14 protein-coding genes and 1 CRISPR repeat array are annotated in these 23,027 nt (G+C 54.3%); of the genes, 1 reads left to right on the forward strand and 13 read right to left on the reverse strand.

The features are described from left to right. Window positions 1-153: 153 nt before the first annotated feature. Window positions 154-1,413: an ATP-binding protein gene (locus OZX72_RS05945; RefSeq protein ID WP_277157764.1), complete on the forward strand. Its 1,260-nt coding sequence runs from the start codon at window positions 154-156 to the stop codon at window positions 1,411-1,413. 79 nt (window positions 1,414-1,492) lie between these two features. On the opposite strand, the gene OZX72_RS05950 is transcribed toward OZX72_RS05945, so the two are convergent. The 13 genes from OZX72_RS05950 to csb2 all read right to left on the reverse strand — a co-directional run bounded on the left by OZX72_RS05950 (window position 1,493) and on the right by csb2 (window position 23,019). Beyond that, window positions 1,493-2,686 carry an SLC13 family permease gene (locus OZX72_RS05950; RefSeq protein WP_277159382.1) on the reverse strand — a complete coding sequence of 398 codons (1,194 nt, stop codon included), beginning with the start codon at window positions 2,684-2,686 and terminating at the stop codon, window positions 1,493-1,495. Between the two features lie 412 nt (window positions 2,687-3,098). Next, window positions 3,099-5,207 carry a DNA primase gene (gene dnaG / locus OZX72_RS05955; protein WP_277157765.1) on the reverse strand — a complete coding sequence of 703 codons (2,109 nt, stop codon included), beginning with the start codon at window positions 5,205-5,207 and terminating at the stop codon, window positions 3,099-3,101. A gap of 48 nt (window positions 5,208-5,255) precedes the next feature. Further along, the gene (locus OZX72_RS05960) at window positions 5,256-6,539 is read right to left on the reverse strand and encodes a deoxyguanosinetriphosphate triphosphohydrolase (RefSeq protein WP_277159383.1); all 1,284 of its coding nucleotides are present in this window, start codon (window positions 6,537-6,539) and stop codon (window positions 5,256-5,258) included. Between the two features lie 133 nt (window positions 6,540-6,672). Next, window positions 6,673-7,233, reverse strand: coding sequence for a cysteine hydrolase (locus tag OZX72_RS05965; protein ID WP_277157766.1), 561 nt, complete (start codon window positions 7,231-7,233; stop codon window positions 6,673-6,675). Continuing rightward, window positions 7,233-8,675, reverse strand: a complete 1,443-nt coding sequence (locus tag OZX72_RS05970) for a cytosine permease (protein WP_277157767.1) — start codon at window positions 8,673-8,675, stop codon at window positions 7,233-7,235. Before OZX72_RS05970 ends, OZX72_RS05965 begins: the two co-directional genes overlap by 1 nt. Continuing rightward, entirely contained in the window at window positions 8,672-9,844 is a 1,173-nt protein-coding gene (locus OZX72_RS05975; RefSeq protein ID WP_277157768.1) for a PfkB family carbohydrate kinase, read from the reverse strand. The genes OZX72_RS05970 and OZX72_RS05975 overlap by 4 nt, the downstream gene beginning before the upstream one ends. 77 nt (window positions 9,845-9,921) lie before the next feature. Continuing rightward, window positions 9,922-10,944, reverse strand: a complete 1,023-nt coding sequence (locus OZX72_RS05980) for an ADP-ribosylglycohydrolase family protein (protein ID WP_277157769.1) — start codon at window positions 10,942-10,944, stop codon at window positions 9,922-9,924. A 428-nt stretch (window positions 10,945-11,372) separates the two neighbouring features. Then, window positions 11,373-12,731, reverse strand: a complete 1,359-nt coding sequence (alr, locus tag OZX72_RS05985) for an alanine racemase (RefSeq protein ID WP_277157770.1) — start codon at window positions 12,729-12,731, stop codon at window positions 11,373-11,375. Window positions 12,732-12,930: 199 nt separating this feature from the next. After that, the gene (locus OZX72_RS05990) at window positions 12,931-13,374 is read right to left on the reverse strand and encodes an N-acetyltransferase (protein WP_277159384.1); all 444 of its coding nucleotides are present in this window, start codon (window positions 13,372-13,374) and stop codon (window positions 12,931-12,933) included. 441 nt (window positions 13,375-13,815) lie between these two features. Further along, on the reverse strand, window positions 13,816-14,313 hold the full coding sequence (locus OZX72_RS05995; RefSeq protein ID WP_277157771.1) for an S-ribosylhomocysteine lyase: 498 nt from the start codon (window positions 14,311-14,313) through the stop codon (window positions 13,816-13,818). Between the two features lie 763 nt (window positions 14,314-15,076). After that, window positions 15,077-15,617: direct repeats of the CRISPR family, unit length 36 nt; unit sequence CCCTCAATGAAGCTCAGGGAGTTAGAACCCTGAGAC. Between the two features lie 1,517 nt (window positions 15,618-17,134). Continuing rightward, entirely contained in the window at window positions 17,135-18,253 is a 1,119-nt protein-coding gene (locus OZX72_RS06000) for a hypothetical protein (RefSeq protein ID WP_277157772.1), read from the reverse strand. Between the two features lie 6 nt (window positions 18,254-18,259). Further along, window positions 18,260-21,310 carry a type I-U CRISPR-associated helicase/endonuclease Cas3 gene (gene cas3u / locus OZX72_RS06005; RefSeq protein ID WP_277157773.1) on the reverse strand — a complete coding sequence of 1,017 codons (3,051 nt, stop codon included), beginning with the start codon at window positions 21,308-21,310 and terminating at the stop codon, window positions 18,260-18,262. After that, window positions 21,307-23,019 carry a type I-U CRISPR-associated protein Csb2 gene (csb2, locus tag OZX72_RS06010; RefSeq protein WP_277157774.1) on the reverse strand — a complete coding sequence of 571 codons (1,713 nt, stop codon included), beginning with the start codon at window positions 23,017-23,019 and terminating at the stop codon, window positions 21,307-21,309. Before csb2 ends, cas3u begins: the two co-directional genes overlap by 4 nt. Between the last annotated feature and the right edge of the window lie 8 nt (window positions 23,020-23,027).

The following is a 23,027-nucleotide window of genomic DNA, read 5'->3' on the forward strand; positions in this document are numbered from 1 at the left end:
AATACCGAATTAAAAATCAACAGCCGATATGAAAATTGACACTATTCAAAAGAATCCGGATGAACAATATGGCAATCATATAAGTGCCAAAATATGGCGGAATTGCAATGGAAAACTTGAATCTGTGTCGCAAACAGACGATAAACTCAAAACATGGATTCGGACAACGAGACGCCCCAGAACGCTGATAACAACGACGCTTGGCAAACTGCCGAGACGTTTCCCGCTACGCTGCCCTTTGACCAACGCCTGAGCATGAACCAGAATTTGACCTTTGAATACACAGAGCCGGCGTTCGCTTCTGCAGGACTTGAGTGGTCTGACGAAAACCTGATGCGGCTGCACCTTTTCGATGCCGAGAAACAGGCTACAAACACCGCACTATTGCTTTCCGACCAATGCCCCTATCTCGTCAAATGCGCCGTGTTCGAAGGCGACACCAAGGCAAATCTGACCGAACGGCAAAACGTTTCTGGCTCCGCCTTGAACCAGATCGACGCCACGATGATGTTTCTGAACCGGCACAACCCCGACAACGCTTGGCCCGAAGCCGCACTGCGCGAATCGTTGGTCAACGCCGTTCTGCATCGCGATTACGACAAGAACGGTCCGATACTGATCAGCATCTTCGATTCGAGCATCGAAATCGTCTCACCCGGTGGTCTGGTCGACGGTTTCGAGGTCAATGACTTGCTCAATGGGGTCAGCGAGTCCCGCAATCCGTTGCTTGCCGACATATTCGAAGCCCTGCACTTGAGTGAGAACTACGGAACCGGTGTGCAACGCATCCTCGATGCCTACTCGCAGAGCCTTGCCAGCCCACAACTTCGCGTCGGCCCAGGTTCTGTAGCGATGATCCTGCCCAAGCCAGTACTCGATTCCGCTTGGCCGGAGTCGCGCGACAACGATGAGAATGAAGATAAATCGGGAAACGAAACAGAAAATCCTGGTAACGATAATCCGGACGTTGGTTCCGGCAAAGCCAAGCGCTATACGTTCCCTCTGGGCAGCCCGCACCTCTTCACCACGAACCCCACAGAAGCTCTTGTCGGAGGTCAAGTGCTTGCCGTAACTCCATTTTCGTCCGTGGTCTTCGCAAGCAACAAAGTCTGGCAGCTCCTCAATGGCAATGTCGATTCGAAAACATTGGCCGAGCTGCCCGATAGTGTCAAATCCCAATTGCGGCAATGGAGGACTGGTCTGGAAACGAATCAATTCGAGATTGACACACTCGAGCAAATCACCAAACACCTATTGTCGGAGCGGAAAGAAGCCATGAGCCTCAAGCAAATCCAAACCGAATTGGGTACTGATTCCGGAGAAATCATCAATGCGCTTGAAAGCTTGACAGACAAAGGCGAATTGCAGAGCATCACAAGTGCCGGGACAACAAAATATTCATTGCCCTGCTAGGCGATTCTAATTAATTAGTGAATAATCAGTGCTTCCGGCAAAACCGGTAAAGAGACTTTTGAAACTGAGAATATTTTAATCAGTTGATAATCAGCGCCAGACCGAGCAAGACTGCCAAAAACAGCACGTTGACAACCGTATAGACCAGCAGATAACGGCCCTTCTTGTCGGGGTATTTGCGGGCGATTTGCTGATAGGAAATCAGCGACGCCATCGAGGCAATCAGCGTGCCCAGCCCGCCCAGGTTCGTGCCGATGATCAACTCGCGCCACTGGCTGCAAAAGCCAGAAAGCAGGATGGAAGTGGGCACGTTGCTGATGAGCTGGCTCGAGGCGACGGCGACTTCCATCGGGTGTTGGTTGACGATTGAGGCCACGAAATTTGAGAACTCCGGCACGCGGCGCATATTGCCGATGAAGATGAAGAACATCACGAAGGTCAGAGGCAGGGTCCAGTCAACCTTCAAGAACGCGCGACGGTCGCAGACCAGAAACGCGCCGAACACCAGCAGACACATCAGCCAAAGCGGAATCGAGCCGCCGACGGTAAAGATGCAGATGAGGAACAGGACGACGTAGACAATCGAACGCCAACCGCCGTAACCTGCGCCGTAATTGAGCACACGAACCTCGTCGGGCTGCTGCTCGCTTTGCGGGGCGAAAAGCGATTGCTCAATGCCTTTGCGCCCGAGACTTGCGAAATCAGCCTGACTGCTGCGACGACGGAACGCCACGAGAATGACGATAAGCAGCAAGATCGCAGACGCAAACGAAAACGGCCCCATTACTTCAAGAAACTCCGAAGTCGGCATCTTGGAGACGGATTTGAGATAAAGATTGTGCGCGTTGCCGACCGGCGTGAGCATGCTTCCGGTGTTGGCGCCGATGGTCATCAACGTGGCCACCAGAATGGCCTTGTCCTCCATTTTCGCCATCACCAAAACAGAAATCGCGAAAGGAATGAACGTGACCAAGGAGACGTCGTTGGTAATGAAAATCGCCGAGAAGAACGTCAGAGAGACCAGCGCGATCACCAACGCGCTCTCGGTATGCACGTGCTCGAGCAGCTTGGTGCCGATGATATGGAACACGCCGATGCGCTGGAAGCCACAGACCACGAGCATAAGGCAGACCAGCTGCGAGATGGTATTCAGGTGGATATAGCCAAGATACTGACGATCCGGTGGAACGATGAAACACGAGATGATGGCGAGTATCGTCGCCACCACCAAAATGGTGTCGTTTTTCAGTTCCTTGACGATCCACTTGCGCATCAATACACCAGCCAAGCCGTCAATCGGAAATATACGACATCAATACTGCGTCTCATCGAAGCAGTCCAATCGGAAGGTGACATGCTCGCCCGACACACCCAAACGTCTCGATCATCCAGTTTCCCTATCCACACAAGGCCGACACAACGGTCAACGAAAAGGCATACCGGCAAGAAATTTGCCTTGCAGCAAGCGCTTATTCGTTCTCTTAATTCTTATTGTATGAGTATTTTGGAGCAGAAAAGTACGAAAAACCGGGCTTCCAGCGACCATTTTGAGTTGCAATACGAAAATCGAGAAGAAAATTCCTAGATTTTATTGGCCTCTTTTGAGGTAACGAAAAGCGACCGAATTCATCAAAAAAAGTTGTGGAAATTTACTGCGGCTTGTCGTGTCGCGAACAGTGCAATGCTCAGGCCACAGCATTGCCGTAAACCTGCGCCTGCAAATCCTTTCTGGCGGCCTCCATATTGGTGATTTGCCCCAGAATCTTGATTTTCTCCTCGCCGTCGGGCATCTGCGCCATCTTACGTTTTGCGGCGCCGATACGGCGCATGTAGCCTACATCGAGCAGTCGTGCGGTGAGTTCCGCAGCGTAGCGCTGCTCCTCTTGCGTGGGCGTGCGAAGCTGGGAAGCGGCGGAATTGGAAGGATCCGTACCATTGGCACCCGCTTGACCGGCATTAGCGCCGTTGGCATTGCCATTCTGGTCATCGCCACCTGGCAACGGCAGCGGCATGACGGCCAGCTCGTTGATGACCTGCTCAAGCATCGGACCGCCGGCCTTGGTGAGGTTGTGCATCCATAGCCCTTGCGGCGTACTGCTATCCGGCAACCCACCTGCTGCAGCGATTGCCTGAAAGAGTGTGCGGAACACCGGGGTCATGAAATCGGCGAGGGTGAGCTTGGCAAACGAGTTGACATCGATGGCTCGTGGCACCTGGATGAGCACGGCCATGAACTGCTGTTCGCAGATGAACACTGCATCGTCCACACGGAAATAGGCCTGATCGGAAGCATCACGGTGCTGCAAGGCCTTACGCGCAGCAGGATTCGCATACCGGTTTTCGTCACTGCGGTTACGCGATTCGAAACCGCCGCCCCGACGTTTGGGAGCGTAAGCATCATCGTCGCGTACGTGCAGCTGCCGCCTGGCGTTGTTGACTTCACGGCGCATGATGTCAAGGTCCACGCCGATACGGCGGGTCGCTTTGCGAGTATAGATATCGAGCAGGGAACGGTCGCGAATCTGCGCGATCAGCGGGGCCGCAGCCTTCACCGCACCCATCTGGCCGGTGGTATACGACGTGTCGAAACGCGTGATGGCAGTGTCAATAACGAAATCATAAAGCGGCTTGGCATGTTCGATCAGCGAGCGCACCGCCTCGTTGCCTTGCTGGATACGCAGGTCGCAGGGGTCGAGATTGTTGTCGGCAACGGCCACGAAGGTCTGGGAAAGGAACGCCGAATCCAGCCCGAAAGCGTGGATGGCGGCCTTCTGCCCCGCCGCGTCGCCATCGAAGGTGAAGACGATACGCGAGCTTAGGGATTGCCCTTCGACATTCAAAGGACCGACCAACTGAACGGCACCCAAGGAATCGTCGGAGATAAGGCGACGGATGATTTTGGCATGATCCTCGCCGAACGCGGTGCCGCAAGTGGCCACGGCCGTGTCGATACCGGCCAGATGGCAGGCCATCACGTCCGTATAGCCTTCGACGATGACGGCCTGACGCTTCTTGACAATGCTGGACTTGGCAAGGTCGATGCCATAAAGCACCTGCGTCTTGCGGTAAAGCTGCGTGTCAGGAGTGTTGATGTACTTGGAGTTGATGTTGTCGTCGTCGTAAAGCTTGCGGGCGCCAAAACCGAGCGTACGCCCTGTGGAATCGCGAATCGGCCATGTGGCCCGGCCCCGGAAATAGTCGTAGATGCCACGTTGTCCCTGACGTGCAAGGCCGGCATCCAGCATCTCCTGCTGGGTGAAACCTTTGCCGGCCAGATGCCGGACAAGATTGTCCCAACCCTTCGGAGCATAACCGCAACCGAAACGCTGGCAATCGACCTGACTGAAATTACGCCCGCCCAAAAGCTTTCGCGCCGCGAGCGCCTCAGGCGTCATGATCTGGGAAACGAAGTAACGCTGCGCCTCCTCGTTTGCCTCAAGCAGACGGGCACGCTTGGAACCGTGATGTTCCTCCCGGCTGCCGTCGCTTTTCTCGTAATGCAATTCGATATGGTATTTATCAGCCAGAAGCTCCACGGCCTCGCGGAAGTCGATGTTCTCCTTATGCTCCACGTAGCCGAACACGTCGCCACCGAGTCCGCAACCGAAGCAATGCCACACGCCGAGCGAAGGACGGACGCTGAAACTGGGGGTTTTCTCGTCATGGAACGGGCACAGGCCCATGAAAGTACCACTACCGTAAGGCTTGAGCGTCACCGTCGACGACACGATATCGTAAAGGTCCGCCGTGGCGCGCACTTTTTCCACGTCCTGTTTGAGAATCATTCCAGCCATAATTGTTCACCTTACCGCGCGCGGTGCATGAGAGCAATCACCTGCCATTTAGCAAATCAGGGAATGCAGTGTCATCGCGGAGCCGTCGGTGAGACTCGCCACCTGGTCGATGGCCACGCGCAGCCGTTCGTCATCGTTGGTGGACTCGTTCCAATCCTCCAAGAAAACGGTCTCGAGTGCATCGGAAGGCCGCGGCGAATCTGTCATCAGCACGTCGACCAGATCGGCGACAATCTGCTGTTCCTGATCGTGCAAGGGCTCGCGTTCACGTGGCGCCATGACGAAGTAGACGGCGATGCCTTTGAGCGCGACGATTTCGTAGTTGGTCTCGTCAGAGATGACGACATTGGCGCTGTAACGCGTCAACGGGCCCTGACCATACTTTTCACGCGTTGCCTGTTCGACGGAACCGGCGAACCGACCGATCAGCGAGCTGGTGATGTTCTTCAACTGGGCCAGCGCCTGCCGCGAACCGTTGAAATGCGAGGGGAACATATGCTGCTTCTTCAGACGGTGCAACGCTTCGAGCAGCTCATCGGGGTCCCATTGCTGCCCGTACCATTCGCGGGTGGCCTCTACGATGCCGTCGAGCACCCGAGAATCGGCCAAAGCCAGCGGATTGAAAGCGCCGGTGGCAATGGCGTCTTCCACGTCGTGGACGCTGTAGGCGATGTCGTCGGAAAGGTCCATGACCTGACATTCCATCGGTTTGGCATCTTTCGGAGCGCCCGTTTTGAGCCAGTTGAACACGTCGACATCATCCGGGTAGACGCAGAATTTGAGGCTCCGCTCCCCTTTCGGGTGTTGCGCAGCTTCCGCAAGCGTCCATGGATATTTCACCGCCGCATCGAGCGAGGCACGGGTGAGGTTGACACCGGCCGAACGTCCGTCCTCATGGAAGATTTTCGGTTCCAGCCGCGTCAGCAACCGCAAGGTCTGTGCGTTGCCCTCGAAGCCACCGATGCCGGAGGCGATGTCAGCCAGTACACGTTCGCCGTTGTGTCCGAAAGGCGGGTGGCCAAGGTCGTGGGCGAGGCAAGCGCAATCGACCACATCGGGGTCGCAGCCGAGCATCGAACCGATCTGACGACCAATCTGGGCGACCTCAAGTGTATGAGTCAGTCGGGTGCGTGCAAAATCATCGGTTCCGGCCACCAGAATCTGGCTTTTCGCGCCAAGCCGGCGCAACGCCGAGGAATGGATGAGACGTGCACGATCGCGCTGGAAGGCGGTGCGGGACTGGGATTTCGGCGGTTCGGGAGCCCAACGTTCTTCGTCGAAGGCATCGTAGCCCTCATCGCTCAGCACTTCCTCACCATCTGCCGTTTCCATCACGCGCCTCCCCTTTTTCAATAAGCGAAGCCACCCGCACGTCTGCGAATATCGCCAATCGAACCTGACACTATGTATCCGATGATAGCCCACATCGCATATGCGGCAGCGATATCAGCAACAACGCAGACATTCAGCCCAGTAATTCCTTGGTGTTGGTTACGGTAATCAGCGGCGTGAACAGTTCCATCGTCTCGATGGCCAGTTTCTGGTTGTCGGGAGTACTTCCCGCACACGCGTCCTCGACCAGCCGGACAGCGACACCATCATCCGCAGCGGCCAGGGCGGTCTGGAGCACGCAGCAGTCAGTCGCCACTCCGCACACCGCGATTTTCTTGGCGTCTTGAACCGCGTTCTTGAGCTCCGTCCCCCACTTGCCGAACGTTGTCTTGCTCACCACAGGATGTCCTTTGGCAAGCTCGGCAGTTTCGTCGGTGAAGTCGTACATCGGATCGTCCGGCGGCACGAGGAACTGCGGCCAGCCCTTGAAGTAGTCAATCCACGCGTCCTGCGGCTTGTCCGGCGCGATATAGCGGGTATAGACGACCCGTTCGCCGTACGCTTTGGCGAGTTGTTTGAACGGTTCGTCGGTGGCATAGTAAGTGCCATCGGCACATGCCCAATCTGACCAATCGCTTTGTGCAAACACCTTCTGGCGGTCCACGACCACCAGCCATTCATCCTTGTCAATCATCAGTTGATTCCTTCCTGTCGTTTGATGTCACCACGCTGGAAAATCAAGGTTCCGAGCAGACCTACCACGAGCGCCACGATGACGCCGAGATTGGCTTGCGCCCAGATGCCGGATTTGCCACCGAAAAGAGAAAGCAGGTAACCCTGCCAGCTCAGCCAGCTCGCTGACGAATTGACCACGAGACCCCAGCCGAGCACTGTGCCGACGACCAGAATCACCAGTGCCTTGACATTCCATGAGCCGTAACGGCCTGCAGGATTGTAGAGATCCGCGCCATCGTAATCGCGCTTGCGCATCAGCACGTCCGCCACGAACATGCCAGCCCAGACGGCCATCGGCACGCCCAGCGTAATCAGGAATCCTTGGAACGGGCCGATGAAGGTCTCGGAGAAGAAGGTCACGTAGATGACGCCGATCACGGTCAGGACTGCGGTAAGCCCGGCGGCGACGGTACGCGGCAATTTGATACCGAAGGAAAGCAGAGCGAGACCGTTGGAATAGTTGTCCATAATTGCCCCGCTCATCAGCCCAAGCACAGCCACCAAGGTGAACGGCACCAAGTACCACGTCGGCAGAATCGATGCCATCGCACCGACCGGGTCAAGGCCGACGTGTTTCAACAGCGAGCCGTTCGAGACGGCAAGCAGCAGCCCGTAGATAATCAGCAGAGCGTTGGCAACTGAGGCGCCGAACGTGGTCCATGCCACGATGCCCGTATTGGAGGAATTACGCGGCAGGTAACGCGAATAATCAGCAGCCACATTGACCCAGCCCAGGCCGAAACCGGTCATCACGAACAGGCAGCAGCCGAGCATCGCCGGCAGACCGCCGGAGGGAGCACTGCCGATCTTTGAAAAATCGATGCTGCCCCAGCCCAGAATGAAGAAACCGACGGTCACGATTCCGGTGACGATGGTGATGACCTGCTGGCATTTCATGATGAGGTCATAGCCGAAGATGCCAGCCACCACCACAAGCCCGACGACCACGACAGCCGAGATGATCTTGGCCGTTGGCCCGGAGCCCATGCCCAGCTTCTGCAACGTGGAGGCCATCGCAAGTACCGCCGTCACCGTCAGCGAAATTTCCCAGCCCAGCGTCGCGATCCACGACATCGCGGCCGGTACCTTCGCACCTTTCACGCCGAAGATGGCGCGGGTGATCACCATGGTCGGCGCGTTGCCGCGTTTGCCCGCAATCGAGACAATACCGACCAACAGGAACGAGACCACCACGCCGATGATGGTGGTAACCGCCGCCTGCCAGAACGAGATCCCAAAGCCCAACGCCCAAGCACCGTACGACATGGCCAGCACCGAAATATTGGCCGCGAACCAAGGCCAGAACAGGCTCGAGGGTTTGCCTTTGCGCTCGGATTCGTCGATGACGTCGATGCCTTGTTCCTCGACGCTCAGCGACGAACTTTTCCCTTCATCACTCATAATTTACCTTCCTGTTTCTCTTTGCCCGGCAATCTGCTGAGCAATAGCCGTGTGTAATCACGCAGAAGTACTTCTTTGAAACGGACGTCTCGCACGATGCGTGGCGAGGGCGGGCACGTGGCCGCACCTCGGCTTTCGACCGAAATCGAGGCGGCAAGATTGGCTAGCGACACAGCCTCGCGCAAGTCGATACCCATCAGCAACGACGCACACAACACCCCGGTATGGCAATCGCCGGCACCATTGGTATCCACGGCCTGGGCCGGGAAACCGGGAATCAGCTGTGGAGAAGAACCAGGCAGACACAGCCAAGCTCCCTGAGAACCACAATGAATGATAAGAGGGGCATTCAATGCCTGCACAAGTCGTGTATAGCGCTTGGACTCATCTGGAATTTGGCATTGCAAGGACGACATTTCCGCGGTTCTGCCAGCAAGATTTTCTGCCAAAGCCTCATTTTGGGGACGACCATTAATTGAAGCAACGTTCATTGCGTGATTATTGAGCGAACGGCCCTTCGTTACAGCATCATGCTGTACCAAATCAGCGGAATCCGGCCTGGCTTCTTCTATTCCCAACCTGCGCGCCAGTAAATCGGCTTCGCTCTCGTTACACGTCCATATCGGCCGATATTCAATCATCCGCTCCAACGTCGCCGAATCGACTTCGTCAATGACAGGTGAGACATCGAAAACCGCGGTAAATCGCTGTTGCCGAGTCTTATCCAAAAACGATAACAGAGCAGCGCAAGTCCCGGAAACCAACGTATAGCCGCTGAGATAAACCACGTCGCTTTCACCGGGATGGATCCTGTCGAAAGCCGCTTTCGGCACATGGCATTCGGCGCCGCGAGTGGAAATGAAGGTGCGTTCGGCGTGGTTGTCCGTCAGCGCCACGCAGAAACCGGAGTCCTCTCCTTCAAGGTTCATGCCCGTATGCTTGATACCGTTTTGCGAGAGCGCGCTTTTGATGACATCTGCCCAAGGGCCATTCCCCAATGCGGAACCGAGAGAAGCTCTTGCCCCCATCTCCCGAGCTGCGTATAGCACATTGAAACCGCAACCGCCGGCCGCGGTCTGGCTATGATTCGCGAAAAGATTCTCACCAGGGTCTGGGATGGCGTCAATCTGCATCGAGACGTCCACTATCGCCTGTCCGAGCGAAATCACAGAACCACGGCGAAAGCAATTATCCGATTTCAGACTGTTATCACAGTGTGATAATTCGGTCGAATGGTCAACGGCATTCATCGTGCATCACGGTTTCTCAACGCAACCAGCCCGGACGCGACGCCGTCCACGTCAAGCACGTTCAGTTTCTCGACTTTCCGTACCCGTTCCTCGCCGAACGTATCGGGCCCGTAAGCAGCGCCCAGCATCGCACCGGCCATCGCGGCCATCGTGTCCGTGTCGCCACCCAGAGACGCCGCGAAACACAAGGCTCCGAACGGTCTGCCCGCGAACCTGTAGGCTATGGCGAATGCGGCGGGAACCGATTCGTTGGCTTCAACGCTGGTGCCGACGATATCGCGAAGGAATGCGGCAAAGTCATCATCCTCGCGGCAAACCACCCGACCGGACGGAGAATCAAGGTAGTCGATCAACGCCTCCACCCTCGCAGCCACCGAAGCCTTGGCGCTCCAATTGCCGAGCCGGCCCATCCCATGCACCAGGGAAATCGCCTTGCGCATGTTGTCTCTGAGCTGTCCGCCTTCGAGCCCGAAACTCACCACAGCGGCGACCAACGTAGTGGCCTCAATCCCCTGCGTAGTGTTGTGCGTGACGATGCAGGATTGACGCGCCGCAGCGCACAAATCCTGACCGGGCGCGAACGCGATGCCGACCGGTGCCGCCCGCATGGCCCCACCATTGGTGGTGCCGTACTTGCCTGTGAGTTCCGGCGACACGCCTTGCGAAAGTTTTTCCAACGCGGCCTTGGTGGAAGGCCCGAGCAGGTCCAACGAGCCCTTGGCCCGCATACGCTGCTCCCACGCCAGCAAATCCTGAGCATAGGCCATGACATCAAGGTCGCCGCCATCATCAATAAGCCTGCAGGCCAGAATGAACGCCTGATCGGTGTCATCGGTCACCGAACCCGCTTTCATCGACGGAGCAATCGGCTGGTCGTCGACCGCGTCACGAAAGTCGCGAATCGGGCCACCATAGGCCTTGACTATGGAGTCATGAGACATGCTTTGCGTCGGCATTCCCAGCGCGTCGCCAATCGCCAGACCGACCAATGCGCCTCGCGCTCGTTCCAGAAGATTCATCGGTTTTGTCCGCCTTCTTCTCTTACTCGAAGATGATAGAAACGTCTGTTTCTCACTTATAGTCAATAAGACTATAACTAAGGATACAGAAACGCAATCCCATTGCGGTCGAGGGTGTTTCGTTGACCTAAACCTCAGTTATCGCAAGCGCTCTTTGCAAGATAAATCGCCGGCAAATCACGCTCCTGCAAACGCTGGGCCGACTTGTCTCCATTGACTTTTTACGACCTTCTCTATAAAGCCAACAAAGGGTGGTCGTCACAAAAGCGACGGCCACCCAACATAGCATGCACAGAATATTGTCTACAACATCACAGCAGCAAGATCACTGCAAACTCACTGGAACCACATCAAAGTAATGTTCATATCAACAACATCACAGCAACATAATCACCACGACACTCACAGCAACGCAGTAATCACAGCACTCACAACAACGTCTTGGGACTGAGCTTGCTCATATCCTGCGGCTCGAGCACTTCGGCCGCGTGCAGATAGAGTCGCGGGATGCGGGTGCGCAGGCAGGTGAAGATCTCGTAGCTGATGGTGTCGGCGGCGCGCGCCCAGTCGTCGGCGGTCGGCTCCACGAACTGTTCACCCCGGCCTGGGCCGAAGAGTTCGACAGTATCACCCTCATGCACGTTGAGTTTTTCAGAGTCGCCGTGCAGATCAATGATGAACTGGTCCATGCACACACGCCCGGAAACACGCATCAGCTTCGGTCCCTCGGAGGTCATCACACGCACCGGCCCGCCCGGCTTCTTCGTGTGCTTCGCGCCGGCTTCGTCGAACCCGGAAGCTGAGCGATGGATGCCATCGGCATAGCCAAGCGGCACGATGGCCGTGCTGGTCGCCACGTCGGTGATATAGGTGCGTCCGTACGAAATCCCGTGTCCAGCTTCAACGCTTTTGACCGTGGCCAGTTGAGCCTGCAAGGTCATGGCTGGCTTCAGCCCATATTTCGACGGCGTGCCCATCGCCGGATCAGCCTCGTACCCGTAAAGTCCGATCCCCGGTCGGGTCAGTTCAAAGCGCGTTTCCGGACGCGAAAGCGTGGCTGCGGTATTGGCGATATGACGGATTTGCGGCGGAATACCTGCCTTCTCCATCCGTGAAGTGAACTGCTTGAAGCTTTCGATCTGCTGATCGGTCGCTTCTACAAATTCCGGGACGTCGGGCGCATCGGCCACAGAGAAATGGCTCCACTGCCCCACGATGTCGAACACGCCTTCCTTGGCGAGCGGAACGAGCTTGTCGAGCGCGGCCTGGAACCCGGCCTCGGTGAAGCCGTTGCGGCCGAAACCGGTGTCGACCTTGACGTGCACGCGCGCCGGCATGCCAAGCTTGCGTGCAGCGGCGGCCACCGCGTCGATGCCGTCGAGCGAGCCAACCGAAATGTCGATGTCACTGGCGATGAGTTCGATCAGCGGGGCGTTGCGTCCGTTGTACATCCAAGTGAGAATGTGGCAACGGCTCGAATCGATGCCGGCCATGCGCAGCAGCAGCGCTTCACGCGGTTGCGCGGTTCCCAACCATGTCGCGCCGCCCGCGAGCGCCGCCAAAGCCGAAGGAATGAGCCCGTGCCCGTAACCGTCGGCCTTCACCACGCCCATCACGGCCGTGCCGGACTTCGGGCCGCCGACGACCTCGACCAAGTGGCGCATGTTGTCGCGCATCGCCTTGAGGTCGACGATGGCCTGCCCCGGGTAGCGTCGCAGCGCTGCAGTGTAGTTCGCCTTGCCGAGGGCGGATGAAAACGGCCATGGTTCCAATGCGTTCAATGTCATAGACATTATTGTGTCGCGGGTCGCTGACGAACGCAAACGTCAGGCCAAAACAGCCACACAACCGGCAAATTTATCACTTTGCAGAACGAATCAGCTCATCGTAAATCTACAATCTCAATTTGTCATACAAAATATCGATAATCCGATATCTCCAAACATGCCAGAAAAAGTGACCGGGAACGCCACCTGCCCAGCAGCATCAGCGTTCGTGACGCTGATAAGCAACTCGCACGTCGGGCTTGTCGGTGATGTTCATGACGTGAATCAACCCGCAGCGCTGGAACCCGTCGCCCTCGAACACATGCTGCATGGCCTTGTTGTCGGGGTGCGTATCGCAGCGCACATTGCCGTATGTTTTCACCGCCCAGTCAAGGCAGTTCTTGGCACTGTGGCGCTTGAGACCGGACGAGGCGAGACGATGCATCGTGGCGTAATCATCGTCGTCAAGCCACTTGCCCTCGATTTCGGCGTAGGTCGGCTCCAAACCGGTGAACATGGCGAACTGCGCGAGAATGCGCTCGGAGCCGTTCTCGCCCTCGTTGTCCACCAAAAGAAAAGCGTTGCCGCCGTCGATATCCTGCTGCACGAGCTCGGCCGGCGGCCAGGTCGTACCCCACTGCGTCGGGTTGCCATTTGCCGCCATGAGTTTGCGTGCCCGATCAAAGTTGTGCAGGATGGTCTCGAAATCCGCCTGCGTCGCCTTCCGAATGCGTTCGCCCGACTGCTGCTCACTCATGAAACCGCCTACCTTAAATATGCTAATTATCAATACCAAACGAAAGCCTAACACGCAGGCTTTCCGCGATCGTGATACCGACAATCGAGAATCGCAACAACAGCCGACGCCGGTCGTCATATCGTCGGTGTTTCGTCTTTCATCATTGAACGAAGGCGGCCTTCTAATCACATCTTTCATTGTGCGATCAACCAGTACACATCGTTTGCTCTGAAGCGGTATCGCTTTCTGCAAGCCACAGAACTGCAAGACGGAAGAGGCACCGGCGAATATCATTGTACCGGTGCCTCTTACGTTTCAAATTTTGGCTAATCGCAGACCTCAAAATGAGGTTGCAAATTGCGCAAATCAGACCACCTTGCGCACGTACGGATCGGAGCTGATGCCCTCGTCGAGAATCTTCTTGCACCATTCTTTGGCGGTGAAGAGGCTGTGGTCGCGGTAATTGCCGCAGCTCTTGATGTCCGTGGCCGGCACGTCGTCCCAAGTCGCCTTGTAAGCGATGAACTCGAGCGATTCCTTGAGCGCCTTCGCCACATCCTCGGTGCTATGCTCGCCCCAGGTTAGCAGGTGGAAGCCGGTGCGGCAGCCGAACGGCGAGCAGTCGATGTAGCCCGGAATGCGCTCGCGCAACAACACCGCGATGGTGTGCTCGATGGTGTGCAGGCCGCCGGTCGGAATGGCATTTTCGTTGGGCTGCACCAGACGCAGGTCATAATTGGAAATCACATCGCCCTTCTCGCCCGTCTCGGTGTCGATAAACCGCACATACGGTGCCTTCACCTTGGTGTGATCGAGCTTAAAGCTCTCCGGTTCCGGCTTCTTTTCGCCATTTTCTTCAGCCATGTTGCTTCCTTTCAGTTGAGTATTGACGATGTCTCCAGTCTAATTCCCAGCCGCTATATTTCGTAAATCAACAGAAACGAGAATATCCAACACTCAACCTGATATCAGAAATCCTCCCAATGAAGCTCAGGGAGTCAGAACCCTGAGACCCTATGGCCGCGCGAAGCCGCGAGTCGGGCATAGCGACTCCTCAATGAAGCTCAAGGGAGTCAGAACCCTGAGATGACCTAGAATTCGGATCGATGGCTTGGTAGATCACCCCTCAATGAAATTCAGGGGGTTGGAAACCTGAGACTGGTGTCGGCGAAAGCGCCTTTGTCCATGATGTCGCCTCCTCAATGAAGCTCAGAAGGAGGGGCGAAACCCTGAAACATGCTGTGTTCGATGAACTGACGAGATGCGGACGTCCCTCAATGAAGCTCAAGGGTTTGAAACTCTGAGACACGTCGTACGCCGATATGTACGCACAGATGGGCATTCCTTAATGAAGCACAGGGAGTTAGAACCCTAAGACATCAGTGTCGCCATTGAAGAACGTTTCCTAGAACTTTTCTCAATGAAGCTCAGGAAGTAAAAACTCTGAGACGTGGTCTCTCCCAGCGAACCACATCCGCAAGGTCTCCTCAATGAAGCTCAGGACAGTAAAGTCCTAAGATACCGCATCCGTGAACAAGTCAGTCTGCAGGTCAACCCTCAATGGAGCTCAAGACTGTAAAATCTTAAGATATGACACTCCGAGATCCTTCAGGTCCTCTTTGGTGAACCCTCGATGAAGCTCAGGGAGTTAAAACCCTGAAACGGTGGCGCATGCCTTTGGGCTCGCCAGGAAGGTACTCCCCTCAATGAAGCTCCGGGAGTTAGAACCTGAGACCTATGACGAACAGGAACGCCGCGTAGCTGAGCAGCCACCCTCAATGAAGCTCAGGGAGTTAGAACCCTGAGACGCCCGAGCAGGTCGAGTACCCGTTTGGAACCGATGCCCCCTCAATGAAGCTCAGGGAGTTAGAACCCTGAGACATAAGCGACACGGCACGCGCCGACAGTTTCAGCAAGCCCTCAATGAAGCTCAGGGAGTTAGAACCCTGAGACGGTAAGCCAGGACGCCAACCCGACCAGCGCCGAAATCCCTCAATGAAGCTCAGGGAGTTAGAACCCTGAGACCGCGTTCCGCCAGTACATGGCTAAAATGGTCTACAATCCTCAATGAAGCTCAGGGCATTAAAACCCTGAGACGGTGCCCTTGTTACCAGCACCTTCCTCCTGTGTGTCTCCTCAATAAGCTCAGAGTATCAAGCCCTAAGACAACATGCTTGAACGTCCTGTGGAAAATTGCCGTACCAATCCTCAATGAAGCCCAAGGGGTTGAAACTTTGAGAGTTCGCCAGATCATCTTGTTCGGCGTTGCTGTAATCTCCTCACTACAGCTCAGAACGGTAAAGTACTGATATATACGCCACGCTGATGTCCACAGGTTTCGAAGTAGATCCTTAATGAAGCTCAGAGCGCTGAAATCCCAAAACGGCATCCTGTTCAACGACCGCGGCCGCTCGGCTCGACCCGGACTCCTCAATGAAGCTCAGAATTTAAAATCCTGAGACAAAAATCCATCATCATCCTTGACAGGATGATTGGCTGTCCTCAATGAAGCTCAGGGGAGATTAGACCCCTAAGACCAGTATTTCACGTTGTACCGATTCCATTCGCCGTTTCCTCAATGAAGCTCAGGAAGTTAGAACCCTGAGACCTCGCTTGGCTCTTGGCATTTCGCGGCGGCATGGCATCCTCAATGAAGCTTAGGGTTTGGAACCCGAGATCATAATCCCAAGCTTGACTATTACACCATCACCCATCCCCAATGAAGCTCAGGGGTTGAAACCCTGAGACGGGCATGTTGGTGCTGGGGTCAACCGGAACATAATTTCCTCAATGAAGCTCACAGAGTTAGAAACTCTGAGACCAGCGCGTCCCTGCTTTCCTGCTTGGCTATCTCTCCTCAATGAATCTCAGAGCAGTGAAACCCCGAGATATATCAATGTCGATTAGTACATCCACCTCACCGGATCCTCAATGAGGCTAAAAGAATTGAAAACCTGAGACGAGTGAATATGAACGAGGCTGAAGACGCTGACGACATTCCGCAATGAAGCTCAGGAAGCTAAACCTCTAAGACTCCCGTTAGCCATGACCTCCGGCGCATTGCCCAGTCCTCCTCAATGAAGCTCAGGGAGTTAGAACCCTAAGACGAGTTTTCCGCTGGTGTCAACGCCTCCGTTCATGTCTCCTCAATGAAGCTCAAGGCTTTAGGACCCTGAGACGCGGTTCCTAGGAAACGCTTGTTGTAGCGCTGCGCGAATCCTCAATGAAGCTCAGGGAATTAGAGCCCTAAGACTCTGCGTGGCAATCACACCGACCAGATCGTAGCCTCCTCAATGAAGCTCAGGGAATTGAAACCCTGAGACAGCTACAACTTATCGCATTGATGCGATTAACATCCTGGCAGTCATCGCGAACACTAAAGAAAAATGCGACATCCAGATTGAAAGAAAAGCAAGAAAAAACTTTAGTTCGCGTCAAAAGTGGTGCGAGCGACAAAACCACAGTAAACGGAATGATTCACCGCTCGCAACCGACAAAACTGTAAATTATCACTATGAAATTTTCAAACGTCAAAATGAATAAAACTGTTGTTAATCATTTAAATAATTGCTGAAGACACCAAAACCTGATATCTATCACATTCAAGGAAAATCATTTCCAGACGCACTCAAGCTGCTGAGCCCAACAAATAAATTCAAAATCAGATCGGTCGTCCCCTGTTTCATCAGTCGCCTCCCTGAACATCAAAAATCACGCCTTTTTGCAGCCATCGCTCTGGAGCGGAGACATTGTTGGATTTGTATTGTGGAAACACCACGTATTGGGCTACACCTTGTTCCTTCAACCACTGGCTACCTCTGCCCGTAAAAGAGTCAACCCTAGTTTCACCACTCGTCTCCTCAGAAGCACACACTTCGCAAATCGCAGCTTGTTCCAGCCACAGGCTACGCACGACGGAACGGTACTTTTGCACAGTCCAGAACTGCTCATAAAGCGGTAGAACAGCATATTGTCCAGAACTTTTGATCCTGAAAAATCCAGTTGTGGCGCCTCGATTCGCCTTGGCTGATTTGGCACCTCGCTTCAATGTGGTCGATTTGAACTGAGGAAACGCCGCAACTCCAAACAACGCACACCACGCCTGGGCATTATCGGTTTTGCTTGGTCGCCTCAATCCAGTGGGAGTACGGCTCAACTGGTTATCTTTCCCAGCCTCATCGACCACACTATCGCCCCGTAAGCCGCTCAGCACCTTCTCGACCTTTCGGTTGGCCACAGCCTGGGCAAGAGGCAACAGACGTCCGGAAATAAATTCTTGTCCTCGATTACGAGCCACCATCTCCCAACTCGATGCACCATAATCGGGAGTGTAGTTTTTGTCAGTGAGATCGCCTGACCAATACGAAGGCTCGCCCAACGCACCTATATACTCATAATCCAGAGACGTCTCCAATTGGTCGATGGCTTTATGCCGATCATTCTCGAGCTTCTGCCAACATTGCCTGGTATTCGGCTTACCGAGTCGCGGACTCAATGTAGCTCTCCTAGCGGAGAGCTTCGTCGATGTCTTGGAATCATCTTCTTTAGGCGATTCCCAATATTCCCCTGTCGCATTAAGCCAATAGGATTTGCTCCAACGCTGCGCGTGTTCATGGACGATATCTGCGCACTGCTGCCACGATAAGTCATCACTGCTTTTCAACACCGCATGCTCACGATCTTTCCAGCGAATGAGGCAGACCCGTTGGTGGCTTAGATCGGCGTCCTCAAGAATCGAAGCTAGTCCAACTAAATAGAGGTGTGCGAAAGCATCATTGCAATTACCTTTCAATATGAGTTCCATACTCCATCAACCCTCCTTCGAGACGGTGATATCCGAGGCACGCAAAATAGCCTCGAGATAAGAGACTCCCCAAAATCCGTATTTCCAATCAGTCTGATGGACAATGGTCTGCCAGGCGCCTGTGTCGAACAATTCCTGCGCGCTTTCGACCACAGAATCCAACTTCAAACTTGGATTGAGTCTGATATCCTTTTCTTTCACGCTCCCGGGAAGCACGGTTTCCGCAGACGCCCTGAACACGGACCTTCCATGCCCATGCGAGGTCCCGATAAGCCTAGTGACCAGACAAGTATCGTACCCACTATGATTTCGATCAGGACTCGCCCAGTATTCCGCCGCAGAACGCTGTTCATGACGCCAACCGGCTAAATTCAACTCGTTTCGTTTTTGCTGCTCCCAGGCAACAGAACGGAAGCGGCTTTTGGCACGATACGTTGAGTCTTCATAGCTTTTGGCTTTTCCGAACCGATAATGCAGAAGCCTCTGGAAACGCCAATCCTTTTTCCCGTCATCATGATGCCGACCAGCGTCCGCCACTTCATGACAAAGCGACTCATCAAAGCCAAGAATCGTCATCAAATCCGAAGCACGCCTCTCGACGCATGGCTGATGCCCATCCGGTGTATTGAGATACACAATGCGACCAGTCCCATCAATGCGAATCTCCTGCAACTCATGCTCGTCAAGGTTCGCAAGTGGTTCTATGGCCAGCCAAATTTCATCATGCTGGTCATGGCTCTCCGCTTCCGTTCTTATCGCTGGGTAGACAACGATTTTGGTCTCAGGATTGTAAGAAGTCCCAAATACCTTTCTTGCAGAAGCACTACCCAACTCATCAGCGATTTGTTGGATTGTCGGTATCACAGAATCGTCATTGTCGAATTCCGTATCCGCGCTATCGATAGCAGCCTGTTTTTTGTCCAGATTATCCAAGATACAGTAGAATCCATCTTCGTTATCTGATAGCTGGGCTTTCAGCACCCATCCAGAGTCTTGACACCGGTCGTACACATCTCGTTCCGTCTGATTGGCCTTGCCTCCGGAGCAATCCAGCACATGAGTATTCCCGTTAAAGAGCGGAGCCGACGTGTCAACGACCAATATGTCACCCGGCTGAACCAGCTTATCCAGCGACGTTTCACAATCCCATACCACAGGCTTGCCCTCCGCCGAAGGACGGTAAATCAACAGAGGGCCAAAGTCTTTGTCCTTCTCCCCTCTTTCCCCAGATTTCGTATAGACAGCACCGATATCTTTAAGCTGACCATAACTTCGTATTGGGAATGATTCCTCAGCCACAGGAGGCGCCAAAGACACCAATTGCGCCGCACTAACCCCATCCCCTGGCAAATCGCGAACCACCACTCCGATATCAGGGGCAGTCTCAGGAGATAAATCGTCGCGAAGCCATAAATTGATATCCGCTGGACTACGGGCATACGACTCATGCTCAGCCGCCAATCGTTCATCTGTGCTTGACAGATTTTCGACATCCCATATTTCCAAACGCTGCAACGCCATCCGATCCAAATCGGGTATGGGAGCCGGATCCTCCACACTATTCCATACGTTCAGGTCGATGTCCGAACCGGAATCCGAACCAAGTAAACACAACCAAGCCAGCGCTTGATCTAAATCCTCCTGGCGATACACCCCTTTCCTTTTCTTTTCGTCTTCGCGAACGACGACGATTATGGGACCTGTTTCGCGCAATCCTCGCCGATTCACACGTCCTGCACGCTGTACCAAAGAACTCCCCGGCGCCAACTCAGTCACCAACGCGCTGAAATCCGCATCGATACCAACCTCAAGAGTCTGCGTGCCAATGACGAATCGCAATGCGGAATCCTGTTCCGTATCACCACAGAACGCCGAAAATACGCCCTGATCCTGCAATCGGTTCTTGTCATATGGCCTCATGGGACCAACAAAACAGCGAATCGCGTCTTTGACCGAATGAACATCATATTGTCCGCTCTTCCGCAGCAGCTCTGCCAATGCATCAGCGACCTTGCCAGCTGTATTCACCGTATTGACAATACAGCCCACAACACCGCCATGGGCGTCAAATAATTCCAAGCATCGCTGCGCAATATGTTCTGCATATTCCTTATCAGAGCACTCCACCTTGTCTAAACGAACAGGTTTAGAACTGGTCAGTTTACGACAAAGATACGAATCCTTTTGGAAGTCTTCAACGTCTACCTTCACCGACTCAACATCGTCCTTGTCGACCGGTGTCGCTGTCGTTCGGACAACCTGCAAAGGAGACACAGACTCCGCAACCTTGCTCTTCTGCAAAGCCTCCAACCGCGACACATCGGTCGCGGTCTGCGCCAACTGCCTATTGAGATGAGCCTCATCGAGAATCAGAACGGTGTCATATGCGAACAAACCTGCTTCCATGGGTCGTGCAGCTTTCGAGATGCCGTATCCGCGGAATAGCAGACGACTGCCAAACATATCGGGTGTGGCGCAAAGAATCTGGCATTGGGTCGGGTAATAACGCCATTCATTCTTGACGTTATCCGCGGCCTCGCCGCCACGTAAACGAGTCACCCTACAAGGGGAAGAGACTGCTGGTTGGCGATTGCCATGAATGTCACGGACCATGCCAGCACGGCGTATGAGACCTTCGGCGACCTCTGAAAGAATGGGAGAATCAGCACACACTTGCTCATCTTCCAAGAGATTCTCCAGTCTCACCGCTTCCTCGTATTGATCGTCGACCAAAGAACGCCGGTTCACCGTGATGACCAGTCTGCGAGGAATATGGGCTATATTCATGTCCACAAGTTGCCGTAACTCAGCATCAGCGTCATCCTTGACATGCTCCGTCTCGCATAATCCAGCAAGCGCATTGAGGAACACATGAATATCCATGACCATGGTTTTCCCCGCACCGGTTGGAGCCGCGATCTCATTCGGCCATTGCGCATGCTCAAGAACATAATGCATCAGCCGTCTTTGCCACTGATACGGTTCGCGACCATCATGAAAAGCAGAGACAAATTGGTCAAATCGCTCATCGACATAAGTTTGGATACCAGAATTCATCGGCGCTCGCCTCCACGCACAATATCTTCAGCCAACCGCTCCGGGTAATCGACGGGTACCAGTAATCCGCCACCCAGATGTCGGCTCTGTCCAATTGCCGCGACTTCCCTCTCAGTCTTCAAATCCAGATCCAATGAAGCCATCGCGCCAAGCAATGGCACTGATGAATCAGTCCTATGTGCGTAATCGCCCATTTGTGTTCTCGCGACGGTCCATGCTTTGGAAACCCGCACAGGAGAATCAGCGGCCAGCACTGCATTGACGAAGCCCCAATATTCCTCTTCTTTCGAAGAAAAAGAATCTGGCTGGAAAGCGTCTCTCCATACATGGCCCACGGCCAACGCTATATCTTCACGGGCTCTCCAACGTCGGGTTGGATCCGCATTCGGAATGGGTCTGGTTTCCCGCAAACAGAAAGGCGAAGGCGACCATAAACGACGAAAGCCCGGACGAACCGGTTCCCAGAACTGGGATAGATCGATATCCGTCACGGCTTTGCCCAAGCGCAATGTCTCGAAATGTTTGGAGTAGTACAGTCGGCGACCGCGCAGCGATTCACATAGCGAAACAATCGTGCTGATATCGCTTCCGGCAGCGTCCCGCGGTACCATGACCAGGAAACCAGGCAAGCCCATTCGCCGCGACACATCTGAGTCGATTGGCAAATCTCCATCGCGCAATATCTGAATGGCGACGTTATTGGCCGGTCGTTCGATGTCTGGCTCATATTTTCCCGTTAACACTGGTGTCACGCCGAATCCACCCAACCGCACTAGAAGCCGGTGCAATGCGACGCACCAAGCCACATACTGTGATTCACGTGGCCTCCACTGGTCTTTCTTTTCGTCCAAAACCTCAACCGGAATAAAAATCCCGATGGACCATGGAGCGCGAAGCTTGGACGAATCGTCTTCGGCATCAGGACGTAGATATCCAACATTGCGCACATGTTGAGTCAACGTATTGGAGACCACCGTCTTCTCATTTTCCGAAAAGGCGACTTTTCGTGCCTTCTGATGAGGATTTACCTTTGCGTACGCATCTTCCAACTCACGCAGATGTCCTTCTTCGGGAATCTGGAATTCCTCATTCAAGGACGCATGCCTCAACGACAGCGGTTGCTTATCGAGTATCAATGATCCGGATAGAGGATACTTCTCTTCCTTCATCTCACGGGCATGGAGCACAACAGGAGAACAAGCCTCCCCCAGATAAGGCACTTCCCAACACAATGCCGAAATCGTGTCACAGACCTGTTTGTCAGGGGCCATTGACCATTGCCAAACCAAGTTACCATCGATATCGTCGTACGCCGTGGCAATACCCACCCTTGACTCCTTGAGGCTTTGGACATCATGGAGCCCATCGACTTTTTCGATTGTTTTGGCACTCTGCCCCTTATCCCAATATCCCTTGTCCCTGTATGCAATGACATCTCTGTTCCGACGACTGTTGCGACGCATTTTACCAGGCAGATGAATTGCGTCAGGTGGATTCTGTTCAAACCATTGAAAGACAGCGGCAATGTCTCTCTCGAAAAAATGTCGTTCGTTCTCCGATGAAGCAGCATGGAATCCGAATACGGTGTGCGCCACTGAAACCAGGGCTTTGTATAGACGTTCCGGCGATGGATACGCCTCGGGCTGACCGGTATCATCCGACCCCTGATAGGTATCCATCAGAAAATGCGCGGAAATGACAAATGGCATCTCAGCAC

Origin of the sequence: Bifidobacterium sp. ESL0769, assembly GCF_029395495.1 — a bacterium.
GTDB lineage: Bacteria > Actinomycetota > Actinomycetes > Actinomycetales > Bifidobacteriaceae > Bifidobacterium.